The following is a 22,385-nucleotide window of genomic DNA, read 5'->3' on the forward strand; positions in this document are numbered from 1 at the left end:
TTAGCCGACGACGGCTGCGGCGGGGGCGGTCACACCCAGGCGCTGGCCAGAGTACTTAGCCTCGCGGATGGGTTCCCACCACCAGCGATTCGCCAGGTACCAATCGACGGTGCGGCGGATGCCTTCCTCGAAGGTCACCGACGGCTCCCACCCCAGCTCGCGCCTGATCTTGGAGGCGTCGATGGCATAGCGCTGGTCGTGCCCCGGACGATCGGTCACGAAGGTGATCAGATCGCGGCGCTTGGTGCTGCTGGGGAGGCGCTCGTCCAGCAGGTCGCAGATGGTTTCCACCACGTACAGGTTGCGCTGCTCGGCGTTGCCGCCGACGTTGTAGCGCTCCCCCGGCACGCCCTTGCGCACGATCAGCACCAGGGCGCGGGCATGGTCTTCCACGAACAGCCAGTCACGGACGTTGTCGCCCTTGCCATAGACCGGCAGCTTCTTGCCCTCCATCCCGTTCAGGATCATGAGGGGGATGAGCTTTTCCGGAAAGTGGAAGGGGCCGTAGTTGTTGGAGCAGTTGCTGAGCAGCGTGGGCAGGCCATAGGTGTGGTACCAGGCGTTGACCAGATGGTCCGACGCCGCCTTGCTGGCGGAATAGGGGGAGTTGGGGGAATAGGCGGTGTCCTCACGGAACAGCCCCTCCTCACCCAGCGAGCCATAGACCTCGTCCGTGGAGATGTGGTGGAAGCGGAAGGCGGCCTTGCGCTCCTCCGGCAGGGCCTGCCAGTACTCCCGCGCCGTTTCCAGCATCACGTGGGTGCCGTTGATGTTGGTGCGGATGAAGATGCCCGACCCCTCGATCGAGCGGTCGACATGGCTTTCCGCCGCCAGATGCATCACGGCGTCCGGCTGGTGGCGCTTGAAGATGTCGCGCATGGCCTCGACATCGGCGACATCGGCCTTTTCCAGGACGGCACGGCCGCCGGCCAGAACCTCACCGATGGCTTCCAGGCTGGCCGCGTAGGTCAGCTTGTCCACGCACACCAGGTCATCCTGCCCTTCGGACGCCAACAGGCGGCACACCGCGGACCCAATAAAACCGGCCGCACCCGTCACCATTATCTTCACGCGCCAAACTCCTTTACGACCCTCATCCTGCCATTCGCGGGCGGCAGGTCTGAACAACGCGCCCGAAAATACAACTCCGTCCCGGCCAAAAGCAAACTCCGCGATGTACGTCCTTTTCCTTCCGGCGCGGGCGGGGCTGGCGGGGGCACCTGCGATAACCTGCCAAAAGTAGGGCCGCCCGGCCGCAGGTCGTACCCCCTTTCGCCGTTAATCTAGGGCAACGCGAATAAACAGCCATTCGCAAGCCTACACTATAGGTCTGCGTCATAAATCATGGACGGCAGGGACCAGGATATTGATGTACGACCAAAGCAGCCGTGACGAATGCGCCAGATACGATACTGTTGAAGATGAAAAAACGCCCATCAATACGGGGCACCACATGATCAAGCGGACCTGAGAACGGAGAGAGAAATGGCTGGCAAGAGTGGATTATTGATCACCGGCGCCGTTATCGTGGTTCTGGGCGTGCTGGCCCTGGCCGTGCCGATGTTCACCACCAAGGACACCAAGGAACTGGCCAAGATCGGCGACCTGAAGGTCACCGCGAAGGAAGAGAACACCCATGTCGTCCCCCCCTTCGTCGGCCCCGCCGCCCTGATCCTGGGCGTTGTGCTGATGGGTGCCGCCCTGGTGCGCCGTTGAGCCAATGCGCTGTCAGGCGGACTGGCGCAACGCGTCGGCGAACTGACCCACGTGGCTTTTCAGATCGCTGGAGCGGACGGCGATTCCGCCGGCCACATCGCGCACGGTATCCGCTGCCCGCCCAGTATCGCGGGCGGTGCGCGCAAGGCCGATAACGTCGGCGGTGATGGCATCGGTGCCGTTGGCCGCCTCCTGAACGTTGCGGGTGATTTCCGCCGTGGCGGAGGCTTGCTCCTCCACCGCGGACGCGATGGATCCAACCATGGCGCTGATGGCGGTGATCATCTCCACGATGTGCCCGATGGAGGTCACCGCAGCCCCGGTCGCCCCCTGAACGGCAGCCACCTGGGTGCGGATCTCGTCCGTGGCCTTGGCCGTCTGCATCGCCAGCGCCTTGACCTCGTGCGCCACGACGGCGAAGCCTTTGCCGGCCTCTCCCGCCCGCGCCGCCTCAATGGTGGCATTTAGGGCCAGCAGGTTGGTTTGCCCGGCGATGCCGTTGATCAAGTCCACGACATGGCCGATCTGGCCCGTCGCCTCCTGCAGGGTGGCCACTTGGCTGGCGGCGCGGCGCGCCTCGTCGGCACCGGTGCTGGAGGTGCCGGCCGTCTCCGCCGCGCGAGCGCTGATTTCCCGGATGGAGGCGGACAATTCCTCGGTCGCGGCCGCCACCGTCTGCACGTTGGCCGCCGTCCGGTTGGTGGCCGTGGAGGCCTGGTCGGTGCGTACGCTGGTCTCCTGCGCCGCCTGTGACAGGTGCTGGGAACTGGTGCGGAGGTGGCCGGCTTCTTCGTTCAAATCCCCCGACATGCCATTCATCCGCGCGACGAAGGACTCCACCAGGGCCAGGCGTTGGGCCTGCTTGGCCTCCCGCTCCGCGCGGTCGCGCGCCTGCTGCACTTCCAATTCGTCGGCCCGCCGCATCTGATCCCGGCAGACGGTGATGGCTCGCACCATGTCCCCAACCTCATCCGCGCGGTTGGCCCCGACGAGGTCGAAAGCGTAGTCCTTGCTGGCCAGACGAGCCATGGCTTGCGTGACCCGGATGATGGGCTCGGTCACGGCGCGCCGGGCGATCAACAGTGACAGCGCGACACCCGCCACGATGCCCAGCAACGCCGTGGCGATCATGATTCCAAGGGTCATCGACTGCGTGGCCGATAGGTCGGTTGCCTCCTCGGCGATGCGGGCGATGCCGCGCTCGATCAAGGGGTCGGTCAGCGCGGATGCCGCTCTCTCCGCCGTTCGCACCTGGGTCCGGAATGTGGCCTGCGCCTCCTCCGCTCTGCCCGCCGCAACCTGGGTGCGTACCAGTTCCAGCGCCGTCATAACGTCGCGTTCCAGGGGCCCCAGGCGGCCTGCCTCCGGCGCCTTGGCCGCCACCAACAGGGGCTCCAGCCTATCGTTCAGGTCCGCCATTTCTTTCAAGCGGTTGCTGAAGCGCTGCAGGATTTCGCCGCGGCCGGCCGCTTCCTCGGCGATGAGGTTCAAGGCGTCGCGTTGCAGGGCCCGACTGGTGGCCCGAAGTTCTGCGGCGGTCAGGATCCGGGTGTTGGATTGGACCACGGCGTTGGCGCCCTGATTGACTCTGGACAATCCTACCACACCCGACAAGAAGACCAGGAAAGCAACCATGGCAAGAATGATGACCGGCGACAGAATCTTCGTGCCCAGCTTCATCGTCTGCTCCCATGAAACACGGCAATGATGACTTGTGACCTGCTTTCCCCCGGTTCCACCGGCACGACAGGACCTTCAATCCTCCCGTCAACGCCCTTAACAAACGATGAATAGGTTGGTCATGGACTTACGGCCGCGTGGCTCTTTCCTTCACCTCCACACGTTGGCCGGTGAAGGGGTTCCAGCCCGTCTCCGCCAGGGCGGCCCAGGCCGTGGCGCCCAGATGGGGCTGGTGGTAATAGCGGAAGTCGTCCGTGGTTGAGCTTGGGCCCACCGCCAGGCCGGTGCTGACCGTGCCGGCGGCGGTGGCGTAGAGCAGCCCGCCCGGCTCCCTGGCTGCCTGGACGGTGGCCAGGGCCGCCGCCGCCTTGTCCGGCTGCCCCAGCATCTTGTAGGTGAGGGCCGCCTGCGCCGTGCCTTCGATCCAGACGCCGTCGCGGTCGTCATTGAAGTCGAAGCCGCCGGCGTTGGCATGGTGCTTCTCCACCCAGGCCAGCGACCGGCGCCAATCGGCCGGCGCCTCCCCGATGGCCAGATGCGCCCACAACTGGATGTCCAGCGCCGCCCCGGGCGCCCAGCTGCGGCCGTCCGGCTTGGTGCCGATGCGGAAACGCCCCTCCGTCCCGTCCCAGGCCGCCGCGACGAAACCCCGCGCCAGAGCGGCGTGGCGGGTCCAGGCGGTGTCGCCTGTCGAGCGCGCCAGCCAGGTGAAGGCCGCCACGGCATCGATGTTGTGTTCCGTCGCCTTGTAATTCAGGCGCTGTTGGGCGGGATCGAAACCGTCCAGCCCGCCGATGAACCCACCCGGCTGGGCGGGGTCCGCCATCAAATCCGCCACCCAGCGCATCAGGCCGGCGGCGCGGTCACGATAGGCCACCTCGCCCGTAGCCTCGTGCAGCGTCAGCAGGGCCAGCGCCGCCCAAATCACGTTTCCCGTGGCGCTGCCGTCCTGATAGCCGTCCTCCGCCCACTGGCCGGCCTTGTCATCCCACCAGCCCGGCGGCAGGGGCGGGCTGGCGGCGGCACCGGCGCGGTAGGCGTTACGCACCCGCCCGTCCTTGAAGGTCCGGTCCGTCGTGGCCGCCCGCACCAGGGCGTCGCCAACAAGGCGGGCATCCTCGACATGGCCGCATGCCACCAAGGCAATGGTGGTCAGGGCGTTGTCATAGGTGAACGCGCTGTGCGCCAGGGCCGGATGGGTGTCGCCCGGGTAGCTGAGCACGAAACGGGGGCCCGATCCAGGTGCGGCACTCCTGACGGCATGCTGCAATGCGACACAGGTCTGCGCGGCCGCTGGCTCCAAGGGGCTTGCCAGGCAAAAATAGATCACCGCCAGGGCAACTTTCCTAAAATGCATGGTAATTTCCTAAAAACAAACGACAGATGTATTCTCATAATTTGTCGGAATGATGGTGGTGGGGCAGTAGGCGGCCCAAATATACACCTCACCGGTTCCACCACCCCGCGTGCAACGCAGCCCAACGATGCATGCGGGACTTGTTTTCATCTTGGTAAGGTTTTGCTAATAAACCGCCCGTAAACAATTGGCCGCCGTCGCAGGTGCAGCATAAGGCTTTGGGTCCAACACCCCCTTGTGCTGCGCGGCAAAGAATGGCGGACCACCGGGGCAGCAGAGAAGAGAGATCAGCGATGAACACGAAGTTCCTGGGCATTTTGGCCACCGTTTCCCTTTTTGTCGCCGGCCCCGCGCTGGCCGAGTGCAGCACGCACGCCAACCCGCCGTCCATCCCCGATGGCGCCGGCGCCACCACCGAGCAGATGACCAGCGCCAGCGCCTCGGTGAAGGGCTACATGGCGGACATGCAGGACTTCCTGAAGTGCCTGGAGAACGACAAGGCCGCCGGCTCCGCCAAGTACAACGCCGCCGTCGACCAGATGCAGAGCATCGCCAACGAGTTCAACAAGCAGCTGCGCGCTTTCAAGGCCAAGGGCTGATTGTACGCGCACTCAGCGCTCGATTTTAAAAAAGGAAGGATGGGCCCGCTGCCCGCCCTTCCTTTTTTATTGGCTTTTTTGATAAGCCCTCCGTCAGGTGGCGGCGGACCAGTCCAGCTTGTCCGCCCGCCGCAGGGCCGGGAACAGCAGGCACCACAGCGCCACCACGGCCACCGTGCCGATGCCGCCCACCACCACCGCCAATTCCGTTCCCAGCCAGGACGCCGTCAGGCCGGACTCGAATTCGCCCAGTTGGTTGGACGCGCCGATGAACAGGCCACTGACGGCACTGACCCGGCCGCGCATCTCATCGGGCGTTCCCAGCTGCACCAGGGTCTGGCGCACGAAGACGCTGACCATGTCGACCGCCCCCATGACCAGCAGGCTGAGCAAGGCGATGGCGGGGGAATGGGTCAGGCCGAAGACGATGGTGGCCAGGCCGAAAACGCCCACGCAGGCCAGCATGATGGGCCCCACCCGGCGCTTCAGCGGCCAGGCGGCCAAGGTCAGGCCCACCAGGATGGCACCCGCCCCCGGCGCGCCGCGCATGACGCCCAGCAGCATGGGCCCGGTCAGGCCCAACAGACCGGCATCGGCGGAGAACTGGTCACGCGCCAGGGCCGGCAGCAGGGCGGTGGCGCCGCCCAGCAGCACGGCGAACAGATCCAGCGAGATGGCGCCCAGCACGATGGGCTGCTGGCGGATGTAGCGGATGCCACCCAGGATGCCGTCCCAGCTGACCGGGGCGCGGGTCACAGCGCGCGAGGGCGCGGATATACCGACCACGATTACCCCGGCCAGCAGCAGGAAGCCGGCGCCCACACCGAAAACCCAGTCATGCAGGCCGGCGTAGAGCACGCCGCCCAGCGCCGGCCCCAGCACGCCCGCCACCTGCATGGCGGATGAGCTGATGGCCACCGCGTTGGGGAAGTCGGCCTTGGGCACCAGGTTGGGCAGCAGGGCGGAGGACGCCGGCGCCTCAAACGCGCGGGCGGCGCCGAACAGCATGACGGCGGCATAGACCAGCCACACCGGCAGGTCGGGCGATGCCAGCACCACCCCGGTCATGGCCATGGCCACGGCCTCCACGCCCACGCAGATGGTGATGATCAGGCGGCGATCCAGCCGGTCGGCGGCATGGCCGGTGACCAACACCAGGCCGACGGAGGGCAGGAACTGCGCCAGGCCGATCAGGCCCAGGTTCATGGTGCTGCCGGTGCGGTCGTAGATGGCCCAGCCGGCGGCCACCGCCTGCACCTGCAGGGCCCCCATGGACAGGATGCGTGCCAGCCAATAGCGCAGGAAAGCCGGGTGGCGCAACGCCCCGCCCCAGCCCTTGCGGGCCGGCCCGTCATTGGGCGCAGGGTCGGGGGCGGCGGCGTTGGAAGGGGTGCTGCTCATCACGTCTCTGCTGCTCACGGGCCGGCGGGGTCGGGCATGGCGACAAAGGATCCGGCGGGGCCCGGGTAGACCACCGGGCTGGCATAGCCGTCCTTGGAAACGGCCGCGACGCCAAAGAACCAGTCGTCGATGACGATATTGGGCAAGGTCACGGTGGTGGCGTCGCCGGCCCAGCGGTCGTGCTGCCAACTGGGCGCCAGGGTGTCGCGCCACCAGGCGCGATAGCCCACGGCGCCCGGGACCTTGGTCCAGCTCAGCGTGGTGTCATGCCTAAGCGCGCCCTCCACCTTCACGTCGCTGAGCGGGGCGGGAGCCCAGGCCAGACTGGCCATGGTCAAGGCGTTCAGGCGGGTCACCTGGGCCAGGTAGGGGAAATCGACACCGTCGATGGTATCGCCATAACGCACCCCGCCCTCGGTGCGCAAGTCCTGGTGCTGGCGGGTGTAGTTCTCATGCGCCTCGGTCACGCGGACGGCGGGGAAGCCCGCCTCGAGGAACGGCACCTGGTCGCCGCCGCGACCGAAGCGGTCGGTGCGGTAGACCATGCGCACGCTGAAATTATCCAGGTAGCGGGTGGCGATGCTGTCCATGTAGCGCGCCAGGTTGCGCGAGGGGCTGTCCACCTCGCCCCCGGAATAGCGGCGCTGGTTGGCCTGCTTCACCGTCTCCACCGCCTTGGTGCCTTCCGAGAAGACGCGGATATGGGTGTTGTCCACCACGCCGTCCTCGCCTTGAGTGTTGCCGACGATGTCGTTGTTGAGGTCGGCCTCCACCTGCCAGCCCTGCTCCTTGGCGTAATCGGCCAGCACCTTGCCGCCCAGCAGGCCCTGTTCCTCCCCCGACAGCGCCGCGAACACCAGGGTGGCGCGGAATTTGTGGTGGGACAGCACCCGCGCCGCCTCGATGGCCGCCGCCACGCCGGAAGCGTCGTCATTGGCACCGGGCGCGTCGGCCGTGGCGTTCATCACGTCCGTCACGCGACTGTCCAGGTGGCCGGCGATGAGGATGACCCGCTGCGGTTCCTCCGTGCCTTTCAGCACGGCCACCACGTCCATGACCTCCGTCGGGGTGGGCACGCGCTTGCCCGACACGGTCTGCGCGGGCGTCACCACCGTCAGGCAGCCGCCGCAGTCCTTGGAGATGGCCTCGAACCGGCTTTTGACCCAGGCGCGGGCGGCGCCGATGCCCCGGTCGGGGGAGGTGGTGTCGGACAGGGTGTGGCGGGTGCCGAAGGATACCAGCTTTTCGATCGTGGCATGCAGCTGCGCCGGATCCACCTGGGCGGCGATTTCCCGCAGCACCGGATGGTCGTCAACGGGTCCTACGGCGGACGCCTCGGCCACGGGAGCCTCGGGTTTGGCGGGCTTGGCCCAAGCGTTCACGCCATGGAGCATGGCTCCACTCAGCAGGAGGACGGACAGCGTACGCACAGACCGATGGCGCTGGGGCATGGGGTTCCCTGTGGTTTGGTGACTGAACTGCCGGATTATTATGGCGCCACGATGCGTTAGCGCTGACATGCAGGCAAGTGCCACCGCGCGGGGCGCATGGTCGCAATCCACAGCCCTGCCATGCCCCGCGCGACACAATTGTGTTAGGATCACGAAGGGCAATTCTCGCACGAGGGGGTCCGTGGGAGCGAAAATACGCAAGACCGTCCTGTTCGTCGTCATGGCGTTGATGATCGGCGGCGGCGGTTACATCATTGAGCGGCAACTTCTGTCCCACCATGCCATTTTCTGGCGCGGCCTGTTCATGGGTGGCTTCCTGCTGGCCTTCGGCATCTATTTGCTGGTCGACGACTTCATCAATCCGGCGCTACGTCGCCTGCGAACCAACCCTTAATAGTCCCCAGCCAAATGGGCCGCCGCCGCCCGCGCGATAGCCAGCAGGCGGGCGTCGGCACCGCGCGGGGCCAGCAACTGCAGGCCCACCGGACACCCGGCAGCGTCCGTGCCCACCGGCAGGGTGACCGCCGCCATGTCCCCCAGATTGGCGACGCAGCAGTTGCGCAGCGCCATCAGGTTGGCGCGGCCATAGGCCGACGGCTCCGCCAGATCAGCCAGCAGCGGCGGGGTGATGGCCACCGTGGGCAGCGCCAAAATGTCCACGTCGTGGAATAGGGCCTGCACGCCGTTGGCGAAGCGGTCGAGGAAAGCGACGCGCGCGTCATAGTCCAGCACATCGGCCGAAGCGCGGATACGGGGGCCGACATAGGCGTCCAAACTGGGCAGCCAGGCCGGCAGTTCCTGCCCGAGGAAGCCATAAATCTCCGCCCCCGCCAGGCCGCCCCGGCGGAACAGGGCCAAGGCCTCGTCCAATTCCGGAATGGTCACGCTGTCCACCGGGTGGAACAGACCGGTCAGGCGGTCCAGCGCGGTGTCCACTGCCGCCACCACGCCGGGGCTGCAGTCCTGCCACAACGCTACCGGCGCGCGACCGATACGGATGACGCTGGGGTCCGTCAGCGGATCGATGACGGTGCCGGTCAACAGGCGATAGCCTTGGGCCAGGTCATCCGCCGTCAGCGCCAGGATACCCACGGTGTCCAGGCGCGGCGACAGCGGCACGATGCCGTCGGTCGCCAGGTGTCCCCGCGCGCTTTTGTAGCCATAAAGACCATTCCAGGCCGCCGGAATGCGCACCGACCCCGCCGTGTCGGTGCCCAGCGCCAGCAGGGCGGACCCCTCATGCAGGCTGAGCGGCGCGCCGGTGCTGGACCCGCCGGGCACGCGGTGGTGAACACGGTCCCAGGGGTTGCGCGGCGTGCCCCAATGGCCGTTGGCCCCCAGGCCGCCGAAGGCGAATTCCACCATGCGGGTCTTGCCGGTCACGACCGCGCCCTGGGCCAGCAGGCGGCTGACCACGCCGCCCGGCTGGTTCCACATGGGCGGCAGGCGACGGGGGGACCCGGCGAATACCGGCCACGTGCCGCCACAAACTGTTCCGGTACCGTAATTATCCTTAAGCGACAGGGGTATCCCGTCGAACTCGCTGAGCGGCCGGCCTGCTGCACGCCGGATATCGGCGGCGTCCGCCTGGGCGCGCAGCAGGCCGGCGCTGAACGCGACATAGGGATTGTCGCGGGCGTCGGGCCGCGCCGCCCGGGCGGCGATGCAGGCCTCGGCCAGGTCACGGGCGGTCAGGGTGCCGTCCTTCAGGGCGGCGAGGGCGGTGCTGAGATCCATGGGATGGCGCCTTGGGATGGGGCGTTTTTCTGGGCCGGCGGAACCCTGGCACGGGCGGCACCCCACCCGCAACCCGGCAAGAGGTGCGACAACCGGACGCCATATCCGGCCGCTATCGAATTCATATCCCCCCTGCATTTCACAGGGTGGGGGGTACGGGGTTAGCGTCAGCCCATCGCAACCACCCACCAAACCTGAGGGGATTTCAAAATGCAGACCACCACCACTCGCCGCCTGGGCCTGGGCCTGATCGTCGCCACCGCCGTCGCCGGCGCCACCCTGGCCGCCGCCCCGGCCAAGGCCGCGGATATGGAGAAGTGCTACGGCGTCGTGAAGGCCGGCCACAACGACTGCAAGACCGACAGCAACTCCTGCGCCGGCCATGCCACGAAGGACCGCGACCCCGGCGCCTTCATCGCCGTGCCGGCCGGCACCTGCGCCAAGATCTCGGGCGGCAGCACCGAACCCGCCAAGAAGTAAGCCGTCATCTCAGCGGCGTGGGCCAGAGGCCCACGCCGCTGTAGGCCGCAAGCACGGCCGCCGGGCCTTTTCGGGAAGCGTCAGCGGACTGAAAAGGGAGGAAGCCAAGCCAGCGTATGCTGGCGCCCGGCACTTGAGTGCACACGTGAAACAAGGGACGCCGTCATGGGCATCACCGGTATCGGCCTGAAGGCCCGCCATACGGCCGAGCTGTTGGCCCACCGCCCCTCCCTGCGCTTTCTGGAAGTGCACGCCGAGAACTACATGGGGGCTGGCGGCCCGGCGCACCGCTGGCTGACCGTGCTGCGTGAGGCGTATCCCCTGTCCATCCACGGCGTCGGCCTGTCCCTAGGCGGAGCAGAGCCGCTGGATGCCGACCACCTGGCCGATTTGGCGGCCCTGGTGAATCGCTACCAGCCGGAACTGGTGTCGGAACATCTCGCCTGGTGCCGCATCGACGGCACCTACCTCAACGACCTGCTGCCCATTCCCTATACCGATGCCAGCCTGTCCCTGGTGGCCGATCACATCGATCAGACGCAAACGGCCCTGCGCCGCCACATCCTGGTCGAGAACCCGTCCAGCTACATGGCCTTCCCGGAAAGCGATTGGGACGAGGCCGCCTTCCTGGCGGAACTGGCCCGCCGTACCGGCTGCGGCATCCTGCTGGATGTGAACAACATCCACGTCAGCGCCCACAATATCGGGCTGGACGCCAAGGCCTACTTGGCCGCCCTGCCGACCGGTGCCGTGGGCGAAATCCACGTGGCGGGGCATGAGCCCGTCACCCACGACGGCCGCGCCGTGCTGCTGGACACCCACGGCGCCCCCGTCACGGCTGCCGTGTGGGACCTGTACCGCCAGGCGCTGACCCGCTTCGGCCCCGTCCCCACCCTGGTGGAGCGGGACGCCAACATTCCGCCCCTGGCCGAATTGCTGTCCGAGGTCGCCACCGCGGACGGCATCGCCGAGGTCCTGCCCGGAAAGGACGCGGCCCATGCCCACGCTGCTTGAGCGCCAGCGCGACATGCGCGACTGGGTGCTGGCCACCACCGGCACGCCACCCCTGCCCAATGCCGGCCTGCACCGTGACAACACCCTGGGCGGCTTGGCGGCGGTCCTCGCCGCCGGCTTCCCCGTCACCCAACGCCTGGTGGGCGAGGCCTGCTTCACTGGCCTGGCCCAGGCCTACGTCCGCCACGAACCGCCGCGCGAGGCGCCGTTGCTGCGGTACGGCACCGGCTTCCCCGCGTGGCTGACCGGGCAGGAGGTGGCGCGGCAGCTGCCCTACCTGGCCGATGTCGCCCGGCTGGAGGCGGCATGGACCCATGCCTACCACGCGACGGAGGCAGCCCCCCTGGACGCGAGCGTCCTGGCCACCCTGGGCGACGCGGTGGAGGATGCCGTCTGGCGCCTGCACCCCAGCCATCGCTTCGTCACCAGCCCCTGGCCGGTGGACCGCATCTGGCAAGCCAACCAGCCGGAGGCTGGCGACGCAACGGTGGACCTGGACACCGACGGCGACACCCACCTGCTGGTGGTGCGACCGGCGGCCGAGGTGCTGCTGATCCGCCTCGGGCCCGGTGCCTTCGCCCTGTTGATGGCCCTGGGCGCCGGTTTGCCCCTGGGCAGCGCCTGGGACAACGCGCTGGCCCTGGACGCGGGCTTCAATCTGGAACACGAATTAACCGGCCTGCTGGCGGCGCAGGTCTTCACCGGAGTGGAATTGCCATGACCTTGCCCGTGACCACCCCCTCAAGCGACAAGCCCGCGCCCATCGCCCTGGCGCTGGCCCTTATCCACCGGCTGGAGCGGTTCCCCCGGGGGCTGGACGGCCTGCTGTGGCGCCTGGCGGCGGCCACTGTCTTCTGGCGGTCCGGCCAGACCAAGGTGACGGGCTTCCACATCAACGACACCACGTTCGACCTGTTCCGGGACGAGTACAAAGTGCCCCTGGTTCCGCCGGAGGTGGCGGCCGTGCTGGCCAGCATCACGGAAAACCTGTGCGCCGTGCTGCTGGTCGTCGGCCTGGCGTCCCGCCTGTCGGCCGGCGCCCTGTTCGGCATGACCCTGGTGATCGAGATCTTCGTCTATCCCGAAAGCTGGCCCGACCATCTGCTGTGGTCGGCGGTGCTGGTCCCCATCATCCTGCGCGGCCCCGGCGTCCTGTCGCTGGACCATCTGGTCCGCCGGCGGCTGGACCCGGTGGCGGGTCACAACTTGTAAGATCATAACGGTTGGAACAAACCCGCCGCACGGACATTCTCAGGCCGGTCCCATCCTGCCTGAGGAGCGACACCATGAGCATCCAGTACGGCACCAACATCATCACCTTCCAGCCCACCATCAACATGGCGGGCGACCTGCCCGGCCTGTTTTCCACCACGCTTTTCTTCCCCAATCAGGCCAGCCACGGCGTGAATATCGACACCGGCTCGGTCGGCATCGTCGTGCCCATCGCCACGCTGCAGGACGGCGCGGGCAACTTCCAACCCTGGGCCCAGCCCACGGGGGAGACGCTGACCTTCACCTACGAGCCCAGCGGCAACACCCGCACGGGTCCCGTCGTGGTCGTCACCGGCCTGCAGGTGGGCGACGGCACACCCCAGGGCACCGCCGTCTTGGGCCCAGTGCGCGTCATGGCCTGCACCAATGACGACACGGTCTATATGCTGGGCGTGGGCATCGGGCTGGAGGCCAAGGCCACGCTGACCCCATCCGGTAATGCCGCCACGGCGTTGGACAACCCCTTCCTGAACCTGCGCGACATGCTGGAGCCCGACCCCGCCGTGCTGCCGGCCTATGCCCTGACGGCGGCCTTGCAGGCGGACGGCCGGCACGGCCTGGTGACCCTGGGACAGACCATCGACAGCCTGCAGGGCTACCGCTTCCTGCCCCTGGTGGCCGATTCCAGCAGCCCCAGCGGCCTGCAACTGCCCTGGGTGCAACTGACGGTGACGCCGCAGGGCGGAACGCCCATCCAAACCCAGGCGCAGATGCTGATGGATGCGGGCATCACCAACATGTTCATCGGGGTCATACCCGAGCCCCAGCCCCCCATCCCTTGGCTGAACACCGCCGTCACCATTCAGGCGGAGGATGAGGCCGGCGCCACCGCGCTGAACTACAGCTTCGTCAATACCCAGCCGGCCGATGGCCCGGGCCCCAACGTCAACTGCGACCCCAGCCAGACGGCGTCGCCCAGCCGCATCCTGAACGGTGGCCCCAGCCCCCAAGGCGGCAGCTTCCTCAACACCGGCGTCCACCTGCTGGCCGCCTATGATTATGTGGTCGACGCCGTCAACACCCGGCTGGGCCTGCGCCCGCGTTCGTGAGCCCCGTGCGGCGACGTTTCCCCGCGACAGGCGGCGTCCGACATGGTTCAACAAGGCCGGACGCCGCCGTTTCTAAGGAAACGCCCCTCATGGAAATGAACCCGCCATGGAAATGAACCAGGTGCGCTATTTCGTGGCGCTGTGCGAAACCCTGAACTTCACCAAGGCGGCGGAGGCCTGCGGCGTGGCCCAGCCCTCGCTGACCAAGGCCATCCAGAAGCTGGAGGAGGAACTGGGCGGGCCGCTGTTCGTGCGCGAACGCACCCTGACCCATCTGTCCGACCTGGGCCGCCTGATGCGCCCGCACCTGGAGGCGGTGTTCCATGCCAGCGAGTCCGCCAAGCTGGAGGCGCGCAGCTTCAACACGCTGGAAAAGGGCCGGGTGCGCCTGGGCGTCATGTGCACCATCGGCCCCACCCGCCTGGTGGGCTTCCTGAAGCGGTTCCGCGCCGCCCTGCCCTCGGTGGAGGTCGCCTTGCGCGACGCGCCGGGACGCGAGGTGCTGGCCCTGCTGATGGAGGGGGAACTGGACTGCGCCCTGCTGGGCCTGCCCGACCTGCCGGAACGGGTGGAGGCGCGGCCCCTGTATCAGGAGCGTTACACCGTCGCCTTCGCCCCCGGCCACCGCTTCGAAGCCATGGACGTGGTGCCCCTGGCCGAACTGGACCAGGAAGACTACCTGAACCGGGTGAACTGCGAATATCCGCAGCATTTCGACAGCCTGGGCATCCCCGACCCCGCCGACGTCCGCGTCTGTTATGAAAGCGAGCGGGAGGACTGGATTCAGGCCATGATCCTGGCCGGCCTGGGCTGCGCCGTGATGCCGGAATTCCTGCCCATGCTGCCCGGCATCGCCACTCGCCCCCTGATCGAGCCGGAACTGTCGCGCACCGTCAGCCTGGCCAGCGTCGCCGGCCGCCGCCACTCCCCCGCCCTGCGCGAGTTCATGGCCCTGGCCCGCCGTTACGACTGGGGAGGAACGGCACAGACAGCCGCCGCCTAAACCCCTTCCCGGCTTCAGCCAATCTGTATATTGTATCCAAAATCGGCCCCGCCAAAGAGGGCTGAAGGAACGGATTGGCAAGGGGCCCTGCGATCATGAAGCGTGAGAACAAGCCGGCCGGGGCGCCGTGCCGCCGTGACGTCATGCTGGCCGCCGGTGGCGTGGCGGCCGGGGCGATGCTGGCGAGCCGCGCCCCGGCGATGGCCGGTGCGGCCAAGCCGGCCACGCATACCTTCGCCCTCACCTTCGACGGTCCCGGCCTGACCAGCCTGCGGGCATCCGGCGACGCCTTCGACACCGATTACCTGGAGCCTGGGCAGACGCTGGGCCACGTGGCCCTGGCCTATCGCCGCGATGGCGGCGCCCCCTGGCGCGCGATCGACACGGCCAGCCTGACACCCAGTCGCCTGGATCAGCCAAACGCCCAAAGCCGCATGGCCGAGTACGAGATCATTGATGAGTCCGGGCCGGCCCTGGGCCTGACTCTGCGGCTGGGCGTGGCCGACGGCGATCTCGCCTGGCAGGTGGCGCTGACCAACCGCACCAGTGCCCCGCTGGAGATCGGCGACCTGGCCCTGCCCCTGCCCTTCCATACCGAGTTCAAGGCCAAGCAGCCGGCGACATCCGCGGTGCTGAAGCACAGCTTCGTCTCCGGCCATGGCTCCTTCCTGTTCTGGATGCGGTCCAACAGCGTCGGCCCCTATCTGGTCATGACGCCGGAGCGGGAAACGCATTTCGAATATTGGCAGCCGCGCCAAGGCGCCCGGCAGGACAGCGACAGCCCCGTCCGGCCCTACCGCGCCTATCAGGTCTTCATCCACGCCGCCGCCACGGGCGAGGCCATGCGGGCGGAAGGCGGCCGCTGGCGCCAGCCGCTGACCAGCCTGACCCTCGGGGCCGACGAAACCCGCCGCTTCGGCGCCCGCTTCACCTGGGCGCAAGACTATGCCGGCGTGCGCGACACCCTGGTGGCCCACGGCGGCATCGATGTGGAGGTGGCGCAGGGCATGACCCTGCCCACCGACCTGCCGGGCCGCATCGCGCTGCGCACCCTGGACACCATCGGGGCCATCGAGGCGGAATATCCCGACCAGACCACCATCCTGGACCTGGGCATCCGCAACGGCCGCCATATCTATGAGCTGCGCTTCCGCCGCCTGGGCGAGAATTTGGTCACCATCCGCCACGGAAACGGGCGCGCCACGCATCTGGAGTTCTTCGCCACCGAGCCGGTGGAAACCCTGATTGCCAAGCGCGCCGCCTTCATCGCCGCCCACCAGCACCGCGACCCGGCCAAGTGGTACAACGGCCTGCTGGCGGAATGGAACCAGGAGACCCAGACCCTGCTGGGCCCCGACAATTACGACCGCATCAAAGGCTGGCGCATCTATGAGGTGAGCTGCGACGATCCAGGCCTGAGCAAACCCGCCTACCTCGCCAGCAAGAACGCCGAGCACCCGGTGCAGGCGGAGGTGGCGGCGCTTGATGACTATGTGGAGCACTTCGTCTGGGGCGGGCTGCAGCGCACGACGGAGGAGGAGGACAGCTACGCCCTCTACGGCATTCCCGACTGGAAGAAGAACCGGGACAGCGCCGACCCCGGCCCCAAGGGGCGCCAGCATTACTGGCGGCCCTACGACTACCCGCACATCATCGCGATGTACCTGGGCCTCTACCGCGTCGCCACCCGCTATCCCGGCATCACCACCCGGCTGGACGCCGCGACCTACCTGGAGCGGGCCTACGGCACCACCCGCGCCCTGTTCACCATCCCGATGAAGATCGAGGAGTGGAGCGCCTATGAGACCGGCTTTTATAACGAGGTGGTGATCCCCGAGCTGATCGACGCCCTGGACGCGGCGGGAAAGACGGCCCAGGCGGCGGAGCTGCGCGGCCATTGGGTGCGCAAGGTCGACTTCTTCGTCAACGGCAAGCCCGATCTCTTCGGCTCGGAATATCCCTTCGATTCCACTGGCTTCGAATCCACCCAGGCCCTGGCCCGCTACGCCCTGGACCATGCCGGCCAGCCGGGCTTCCCCGTCACCCGGACCGCCGCCCGGCGCTTCGCCGACGCCCAGATCGCCGCCAACCTGTTCTGCCGCGGCACCATCGAACCCGCCTATTATTATCTGGGCAGCGACTATCGCGCCGCCGGCGGCGATGCCTTCACCCTGACCTACATGGCGCAGATGGGCGGCTGGGCCTTAGCGGACCATGCGCTGAACGATGCCGAAGACGGGCGGGCCCATCTGCGCCTGGCGTGGACCTCGTTCATGAGCGCCTGGGCCTTGGTGAACAGCGGCACGGCGGAAAGCGGCTATGGCTATTGGTATCCGGGCCAGGCCAACGACGGCGCCTCCGGCGGCGGGTTCGAGCCCGCATCCCACGGCACCACCTGGCTGGGCCAGCCCCACCACCGGGGCAGCTGGTACTATTCCAGCGAAAGCGACCTGGGCTTCTGCGGCGCCCTGCGCATGGCCGCCACCCTGGTCAGCGACGACCCCGTGTTCGGCCGCTTCTGCTTCGGCGGCACGCTGGCCGAGGAAGACGGCTGGCTGAAGATCACCCCGCGCGACGGCGTCCGCCGCCGCCTGCACGCCCGGCTGCAACACGCCCGCCTGGCCCGCCAGCGCCTGGACCTGGAGGTGCAGGGCGCCCGCTTCGCCCGCGGCGAGAGCATCGCCTGGCACCCGGCGGACGCCCACCTGCGCCTGACCCTGGACGGCGAGCCCCAGCGCCAACCGCCCAGCCTGCGCCTGCGAGGCCTGCCCAAGGGGCGCTATCAGGTGACGGGAGGCGGCGTGCTGACGGTGGCGGGTGAGGCACCGTGGGTGACGGTGGCGCTGCCGGCGGGGGTGCGGGAAGTGGCGGTGGAGCGGATGTGACCCGCTCACCAAGCCAACCGCTTCTTGCTTTACATGCCCACAACGCCGAGGCTGTCCCATAAGATTATTGAGGATGTTGGCGTCTGTGAGCTTCAAACTTGATGGCTATGACCTGGGTGTCTTGATCGGTGCGGCTCTGCTGATCGTCTTCGGGATATTGGTGGCCGGAATTGCGTATCTGCTCAACGCAATCGGTTTCGATGTCAGGGCGAATATCATCATTGGCTCGATGTCAGTGATGGCTATCGGCAGTGGGATCGCCCTGGTCTATGGCCTTCATGGATATCCCGACAAACGGGGGAGGATACTGGGGGCGACGGTCATCGCTTGGATCGCCGTCTTCACCGTGCCCTTGGCCATATACCTGATATGGGGTGCCTTATTCTGGTGACTTGGCTTTCCAAAGCCGGTCCCCATGGAGACGATCAGTGTCATGGGGAGCGAGCTAATCCAACCCTTTCACCCACACCCTGTCCGGTGCGATAGAAAGCGGGTGCGACGCTCCACAACCATGCCGGCCTCCAAAATGACCCGTCTCGACCGAATCTGCAAAGTCGCCCTGTGGGCGCTGGGCTTCCTGCTGATCGTTGGCGGGTGCATGGCCATCTTTCCCGCCCTGTTCCTGACGGTGGTGGCGGCCAATGATGGCGCCCAGGGCGGTGCGGCGCCCGGCATGGTGTGGCTGCTGATGCCGCTGGTGGTGGCGGGCGTGCCGGTGCTGATCCTGCTGTCGGCGCGCAAGTTCCCGGCCTACGTCAAGCACCACGCCCTGGCCATGGTGCTGGCCTGGGTGGGGGCGTTGTACCTGCTCGACAGGTTCTGGCTGCACCGCTGAGGCGGTGCCGGGTCTCAGCCGCCGCCGCCCTGGTAATCCCCCCGCTTCACCAGCATCTGGCACAGCTGCTTGCCGAAGGTCGACATGAACTCGTTGATCAGCGCCTCGTCGCGTCGATAGAAGGTCCATTGCCCCACGCGGTGGGAGGTCAGCAGGCCGGCGCGTTGCAGCATGGCCAGGTAGGTGGAGACGGTGGACTGTGACAGGTCCGTCTTTTCCAGGATGCGGGTGACGCACACGCCCTTTTCAACGGGGTAGCCGTCGGGCTGGGGGCCGAAGTGGGTGGCGGGGTCCTTCAGCCACAGCAGGATGTCGCGCCGGACCGGGTTGGCCAGGGCCTTCAGGATCGCTTCCACATCCATCGCGTCGACATCCACACCCGTGAAACCGGGGAGGGCTCACCACCCTCCCCGGCCATTTCATCAAACCACCAGTCGGTCCAGCGCGGCGCGGTCAAAGGGGACCACCTCGCCCACGCGGCCGTCGCGGACCTTGATGGCCCAATCGGGATCGCTGAGCAAGACCCGGCCGACGCCCAGCAGGTCGAAATCACCCCGCGCCAGGGCCTGGGCCGCCTGGTCCACGTCGGTGGGCTTGACCTCGAAGGCGTCGCGATTGGCGAACATGCCGACCTTGAAGGCGCCGTCCAGCCCCACGCTGCCCACGGCGATGACGGGCTTGCCCGTCAGGCGCTTGGTCCAGGCGGCCAGCGTGTCGGGGGAGCCGTCAAAGGCGGGTTCCCAATAGCGCCGGGTGCTAACGTGGAAGATGTCCACGCCGGCCTCGGCCAGGGGCTTCAAAATGCGGCCCAGCTCTTCCGGCGTCTGGGCGATCCGGGCGTTGTAATCGACGCCCTTCCATTGCGAGAAGCGGAAGACGATGGGGAAGTCCGGGCTGACGGCGGCGCGCACGGCCCGCACGATCTCCAATGCGAAGCGCGTGCGATTCTCCAGGCTGCCGCCATAGGCGTCGGTGCGCTGGTTGGTCTGTTCCCAGAAGAAGTCGTCGATGATGTAGCCGTGGGCGCCGTGCAGCTCCGCCCCGTCAAAGCCCAGGCGTTCCGCATCGGCGGCGGCCTGGGCGAAGGCGGCGACCACGGCGTCGATGTCGGCCTGGGTCATGGCCCGCACCACCTCGACCCCATGGGTGACGATGGCGGAGGGGCCGTAGCCCGGGACGCTGGGGTCCGGCTCCACCCCCGGGCGGCGGGCGATGCCCACGTGCCACAGCTGCGGAATGATGCGCCCGCCCTCGGCATGCACGGCATCGACCACCCGCTTCCAGCCGGCCAGGGCCGCCTCGCCATGGAAGGCCGGGACCTGGGGATAGCCGTTGGCGGCCGGGTGGTTGATGGTCGTGCCCTCGGTGATCAGCAGGCCCACGCCGCCCTGCACACGGCGGCGGTAATAGGCCACCACATCATCGGTGGGCACCCCGCCCGGCGACTTGCTCCGGGTCATGGGCGCCATCACCAGACGGTTGGCCAGGGTATGCCGGCCAAAGGCGAAGGGCTGGAACAAGGGCGCCACCGCCGCGTTGACGGAATGGGTGCCGATGCCGGCATCAGAAGCGGCCGGAGTCGCGCCGGGATTGGCGGTCGGGGCGGGGGTCGCGGTGTCCATGGAGGGCCTTTGGCTGGTTGGCGGAGAAGAGATGTTTCGGTATATCGCGTTTTCTCGATATATCAAGTGCCTGGTTTGGCGACATTTTCGCGCGGATGAAATGTTGCGCCGCAAACCAACCAATCCTTAAGATTTGATCGGCTATGGTAAGCGCTGAGAAATGCGCTACGCTTTGATGACAGGCTTTGAAGAGGCCAGCAAAACAGCAGACGCAGATTGGGTTTATGCGCGCCAGCCGGCGCCGTGACAGCAGGAGGACAGCAGGATGGCGGCACCCGTGTCAGCCCGTGCGAGCCTATTGGAAACCGGGCGTAATGATGCGCTGCAGCGGAGCCTGATCCCCTGTTTCGATGCCTTCTACGGCGCGGCGCTGACCCTGATCGACGACTGGGGCGCCCCCACCCGGCCCCGGGTGCTGGACCTGGGCGCCAACGGCGGCCTGTTCGCCTCGCTGGTGCGCGCCCGCCTGCCCCACGCCCACCTGCACCTGGTGGAAGAGACGCCCCAGGCCATGGAGCAGAGCCGCCGCCGCTTCGCCGGCGACGCCCGCGTCAGTTTCGCCCTGGCGGAGCTGGAGGAGGCCGATCTGACCGGTCCGTGGGATCTCGTCATCTCCTCCCTCGCCATCCACCACCTGGACCACAACGCCAAGCGTGACCTGTACGGCCGCATCAACCAGGCGCTGGCCCCCGGCGGCCTGTTCATCAGCGCCGAGCAGGTGCTGGGCCCCACCGCCGAGGTGGAAAGCCAGTACGACCGGCTGTGGCAATCGGAAGCCAGCGACCTGGGCGTGCCGACGGTGGAGCTGTCCCGCGCCCGCGACCGCCTGCGCCAAGATCATTGCGCCACCCTGGGCGAACAGCTGATGTGGATGGCGGAGGCGGGGCTGCGCGATGTGGATTGCGCCTTCAAGTCCTGGCGCTTCGCCGTCATGAGCGCGCGGCATCACTGAGCTTTATCGCCCGGCCAGTCTTTCTGGCCGGCCAGCGCGGCTTTGGGTGGCAATTGGCGGCCCCGTCCGTAAAGTGGGACGGGTACCCGCCCTTGAGCCGCAGGCCTGCCCCCCATGATCCAGTCCCTGGTCCGCCACATCCATTACCGTGTGGAGCGCTTCCTGGCGCTGGATAACTGGGGCGAGATCCTGCTGCTGGCCCTATCGCTGGCGGGATTGGCCGTGGCCAACTCCAGCCTGGCGCCAAGCTATTTCCACGCGCTGCACGCGCCGCTGGGCGTCGGCCCCGCCACCCTGTCGGTGGAGCAATGGGTCAATGATCTGCTGATGGCGCTGTTCTTCCTGCTGGTGGGGCTGGAGATCAAGCGGGAGATGGTGGGCGGCGACCTGTCCAGCCCGTCGCAGATCGCCCTGCCCGGCATCGCGGCGTTGGGCGGCGTGCTGTTCCCGGTGCTGATCTACATCGCCCTGAACTGGGGTCACACCGATGCGCTGGCCGGATGGGCCACGCCGGCCGCCACCGACATCGCCTTCGCCCTGGCGGCATTGTCGGCCTTCGGGCGCGGCCTGCCTCGCTCCGCCTTCCTGTTCCTGTCGTCGCTGGCCATCTTCGACGACCTGGCGGCCATCCTGATCATCGCCCTGTTCTACAGCGGCGGCCTGTCCTGGCCGGACCTGGGCCTGGCCGCCCTGGCCCTGGCGGTGCTGATTGGCATGAACCGCTTGGGCGTGCGCCGGCTGGCGCCCTACCTGGTGGTGGGCCTGGCGCTGTGGGTGGCGGTGCTGCGCTCCGGCGTCCACGCCACCATGGCCGGCGTGCTGCTGGCCCTGACCATCCCCCTAGGCAGCGAGGAGGACGAGGCCGCCGGCCGGTCCCCGCTGCACCGGCTGGAGTCGGCCCTGCACCCTCTCGTCTATTTCGGCGTGCTGCCCCTGTTCGGTTTCGCCAACGCCGGCGTCAGCTTCCAGGGCCTGGACTGGTCCAGCCTGCTGGACCCCGTGCCATTGGGCATCGCGCTGGGCCTGTTCCTGGGCAAGCAGCTGGGCGTCTTCGCCTTCACGCTGGGCGCCGTGCGCCTGGGCTTGGCCCAGTTGCCGGCGCAGGTCGGTTGGGGCACCCTCTACGGCATCGCCATGCTGTGCGGCATCGGCTTCACCATGAGCCTGTTCATCGCCGGCCTGGCCTTCCCCGATGCGGGCCTGGCGGGTGAGGCCAAGCTGGGCGTGTTCAGCGGGTCGCTGATCTCGGCCCTGGGCGGCGGGCTGTGGCTGGCCGTGACGCGAGGTCGGAAGTGAGCCCTATTTCGCAGGGGCTTCGAACTAGGCACCGGA

Annotated in this window: 22 protein-coding genes; 14 read left to right on the forward strand and 8 right to left on the reverse strand. The window is 67.7% G+C overall.

Features of this window, described 5'->3' with window-relative positions:
• Positions 1-1,071 (reverse strand): dTDP-glucose 4,6-dehydratase, encoded by a 1,071-nt coding sequence (rfbB, locus tag FBZ87_RS20200; protein ID WP_145612380.1) that lies wholly within the window; start codon positions 1,069-1,071, stop codon positions 1-3.
• 414 nt (positions 1,072-1,485) lie between these two features.
• On the opposite strand from rfbB, the gene FBZ87_RS20205 reads away from it, so the two are divergent.
• Positions 1,486-1,716 carry a hypothetical protein gene (locus FBZ87_RS20205; protein ID WP_145612381.1) on the forward strand — a complete coding sequence of 77 codons (231 nt, stop codon included), beginning with the start codon at positions 1,486-1,488 and terminating at the stop codon, positions 1,714-1,716.
• A 12-nt stretch (positions 1,717-1,728) separates the two neighbouring features.
• Here the strand turns inward: FBZ87_RS20205 and FBZ87_RS29300 are convergent, their stop codons facing one another.
• Together FBZ87_RS29300 and FBZ87_RS20215 are read right to left on the reverse strand one after the other, a co-directional pair.
• Entirely contained in the window at positions 1,729-3,321 is a 1,593-nt protein-coding gene (locus tag FBZ87_RS29300; protein ID WP_425465735.1) for a methyl-accepting chemotaxis protein, read from the reverse strand.
• A gap of 202 nt (positions 3,322-3,523) precedes the next feature.
• Positions 3,524-4,618 carry a YyaL domain-containing protein gene (locus FBZ87_RS20215; RefSeq protein ID WP_145612382.1) on the reverse strand — a complete coding sequence of 365 codons (1,095 nt, stop codon included), beginning with the start codon at positions 4,616-4,618 and terminating at the stop codon, positions 3,524-3,526.
• Between the two features lie 428 nt (positions 4,619-5,046).
• On the opposite strand from FBZ87_RS20215, the gene FBZ87_RS20220 reads away from it, so the two are divergent.
• A complete protein-coding gene (locus FBZ87_RS20220; RefSeq protein ID WP_145612383.1) occupies positions 5,047-5,352 on the forward strand; it encodes a hypothetical protein in 306 nt (101 codons plus the stop codon).
• Positions 5,353-5,445: 93 nt separating this feature from the next.
• Here FBZ87_RS20220 and FBZ87_RS20225 read toward each other — a convergent pair whose 3' ends face one another.
• Positions 5,446-6,753, reverse strand: coding sequence for an MFS transporter (locus tag FBZ87_RS20225; RefSeq protein ID WP_145612384.1), 1,308 nt, complete (start codon positions 6,751-6,753; stop codon positions 5,446-5,448).
• 14 nt (positions 6,754-6,767) lie between these two features.
• The gene (locus FBZ87_RS20230) at positions 6,768-8,204 is read right to left on the reverse strand and encodes a M20/M25/M40 family metallo-hydrolase (protein ID WP_211107022.1); all 1,437 of its coding nucleotides are present in this window, start codon (positions 8,202-8,204) and stop codon (positions 6,768-6,770) included.
• A 181-nt stretch (positions 8,205-8,385) separates the two neighbouring features.
• Here FBZ87_RS20230 and FBZ87_RS20235 point away from each other — a divergent pair, with 181 nt between their 5' ends.
• A complete protein-coding gene (locus FBZ87_RS20235; RefSeq protein ID WP_145612385.1) occupies positions 8,386-8,598 on the forward strand; it encodes a hypothetical protein in 213 nt (70 codons plus the stop codon).
• Here the strand turns inward: FBZ87_RS20235 and FBZ87_RS20240 are convergent.
• Positions 8,595-9,941: an amidase gene (locus FBZ87_RS20240; protein ID WP_186454863.1), complete on the reverse strand. Its 1,347-nt coding sequence runs from the start codon at positions 9,939-9,941 to the stop codon at positions 8,595-8,597. The two genes, FBZ87_RS20235 and FBZ87_RS20240, sit on opposite strands and share 4 nt — an antisense overlap.
• A gap of 210 nt (positions 9,942-10,151) precedes the next feature.
• On the opposite strand from FBZ87_RS20240, the gene FBZ87_RS20245 reads away from it, so the two are divergent.
• The 9 genes from FBZ87_RS20245 to FBZ87_RS20285 all read left to right on the forward strand — a co-directional run bounded on the left by FBZ87_RS20245 (position 10,152) and on the right by FBZ87_RS20285 (position 18,479).
• Entirely contained in the window at positions 10,152-10,421 is a 270-nt protein-coding gene (locus FBZ87_RS20245; RefSeq protein ID WP_145612387.1) for a BufA1 family periplasmic bufferin-type metallophore, read from the forward strand.
• A gap of 165 nt (positions 10,422-10,586) precedes the next feature.
• The gene (bufB, locus tag FBZ87_RS20250) at positions 10,587-11,435 is read left to right on the forward strand and encodes an MNIO family bufferin maturase (RefSeq protein ID WP_145612388.1); all 849 of its coding nucleotides are present in this window, start codon (positions 10,587-10,589) and stop codon (positions 11,433-11,435) included.
• On the forward strand, positions 11,419-12,156 hold the full coding sequence (locus FBZ87_RS20255) for an HvfC/BufC N-terminal domain-containing protein (RefSeq protein ID WP_145612389.1): 738 nt from the start codon (positions 11,419-11,421) through the stop codon (positions 12,154-12,156). The genes bufB and FBZ87_RS20255 overlap by 17 nt, the downstream gene beginning before the upstream one ends.
• Complete coding sequence (locus FBZ87_RS20260; RefSeq protein ID WP_145612390.1) at positions 12,153-12,647, forward strand: DoxX family protein; 495 nt, start codon at positions 12,153-12,155, stop codon at positions 12,645-12,647. The genes FBZ87_RS20255 and FBZ87_RS20260 overlap by 4 nt, the downstream gene beginning before the upstream one ends.
• A 74-nt stretch (positions 12,648-12,721) precedes the next feature.
• The gene (locus FBZ87_RS20265; RefSeq protein WP_145612391.1) at positions 12,722-13,756 is read left to right on the forward strand and encodes a hypothetical protein; all 1,035 of its coding nucleotides are present in this window, start codon (positions 12,722-12,724) and stop codon (positions 13,754-13,756) included.
• Between the two features lie 106 nt (positions 13,757-13,862).
• Positions 13,863-14,759: a LysR family transcriptional regulator gene (locus FBZ87_RS20270; protein ID WP_145612392.1), complete on the forward strand. Its 897-nt coding sequence runs from the start codon at positions 13,863-13,865 to the stop codon at positions 14,757-14,759.
• Positions 14,760-14,854: 95 nt separating this feature from the next.
• Positions 14,855-17,644 (forward strand): DUF5695 domain-containing protein, encoded by a 2,790-nt coding sequence (locus tag FBZ87_RS20275; RefSeq protein ID WP_186454864.1) that lies wholly within the window; start codon positions 14,855-14,857, stop codon positions 17,642-17,644.
• Between the two features lie 85 nt (positions 17,645-17,729).
• On the forward strand, positions 17,730-18,035 hold the full coding sequence (locus FBZ87_RS20280; protein ID WP_145612393.1) for a hypothetical protein: 306 nt from the start codon (positions 17,730-17,732) through the stop codon (positions 18,033-18,035).
• Between the two features lie 135 nt (positions 18,036-18,170).
• Positions 18,171-18,479, forward strand: coding sequence for a hypothetical protein (locus FBZ87_RS20285; RefSeq protein ID WP_145612394.1), 309 nt, complete (start codon positions 18,171-18,173; stop codon positions 18,477-18,479).
• A gap of 14 nt (positions 18,480-18,493) precedes the next feature.
• Here FBZ87_RS20285 and FBZ87_RS20290 read toward each other — a convergent pair whose 3' ends face one another.
• The gene (locus FBZ87_RS20290) at positions 18,494-18,841 is read right to left on the reverse strand and encodes an ArsR/SmtB family transcription factor (protein ID WP_145612395.1); all 348 of its coding nucleotides are present in this window, start codon (positions 18,839-18,841) and stop codon (positions 18,494-18,496) included.
• 60 nt (positions 18,842-18,901) lie between these two features.
• Complete coding sequence (locus FBZ87_RS20295; protein ID WP_145612396.1) at positions 18,902-20,101, reverse strand: NADH:flavin oxidoreductase; 1,200 nt, start codon at positions 20,099-20,101, stop codon at positions 18,902-18,904.
• Positions 20,102-20,378: 277 nt separating this feature from the next.
• On the opposite strand from FBZ87_RS20295, the gene FBZ87_RS20300 reads away from it, so the two are divergent.
• Both FBZ87_RS20300 and nhaA read left to right on the forward strand, forming a co-directional pair.
• A complete protein-coding gene (locus FBZ87_RS20300; RefSeq protein ID WP_211107023.1) occupies positions 20,379-21,053 on the forward strand; it encodes a class I SAM-dependent methyltransferase in 675 nt (224 codons plus the stop codon).
• 114 nt (positions 21,054-21,167) lie between these two features.
• Entirely contained in the window at positions 21,168-22,349 is a 1,182-nt protein-coding gene (gene nhaA / locus FBZ87_RS20305; protein ID WP_145612398.1) for a Na+/H+ antiporter NhaA, read from the forward strand.
• The last annotated feature ends 36 nt before the right edge of the window (positions 22,350-22,385 follow it).

Source organism: Nitrospirillum amazonense (assembly GCF_007828035.1).
GTDB classification, from domain to species: domain Bacteria; phylum Pseudomonadota; class Alphaproteobacteria; order Azospirillales; family Azospirillaceae; genus Nitrospirillum; species Nitrospirillum amazonense.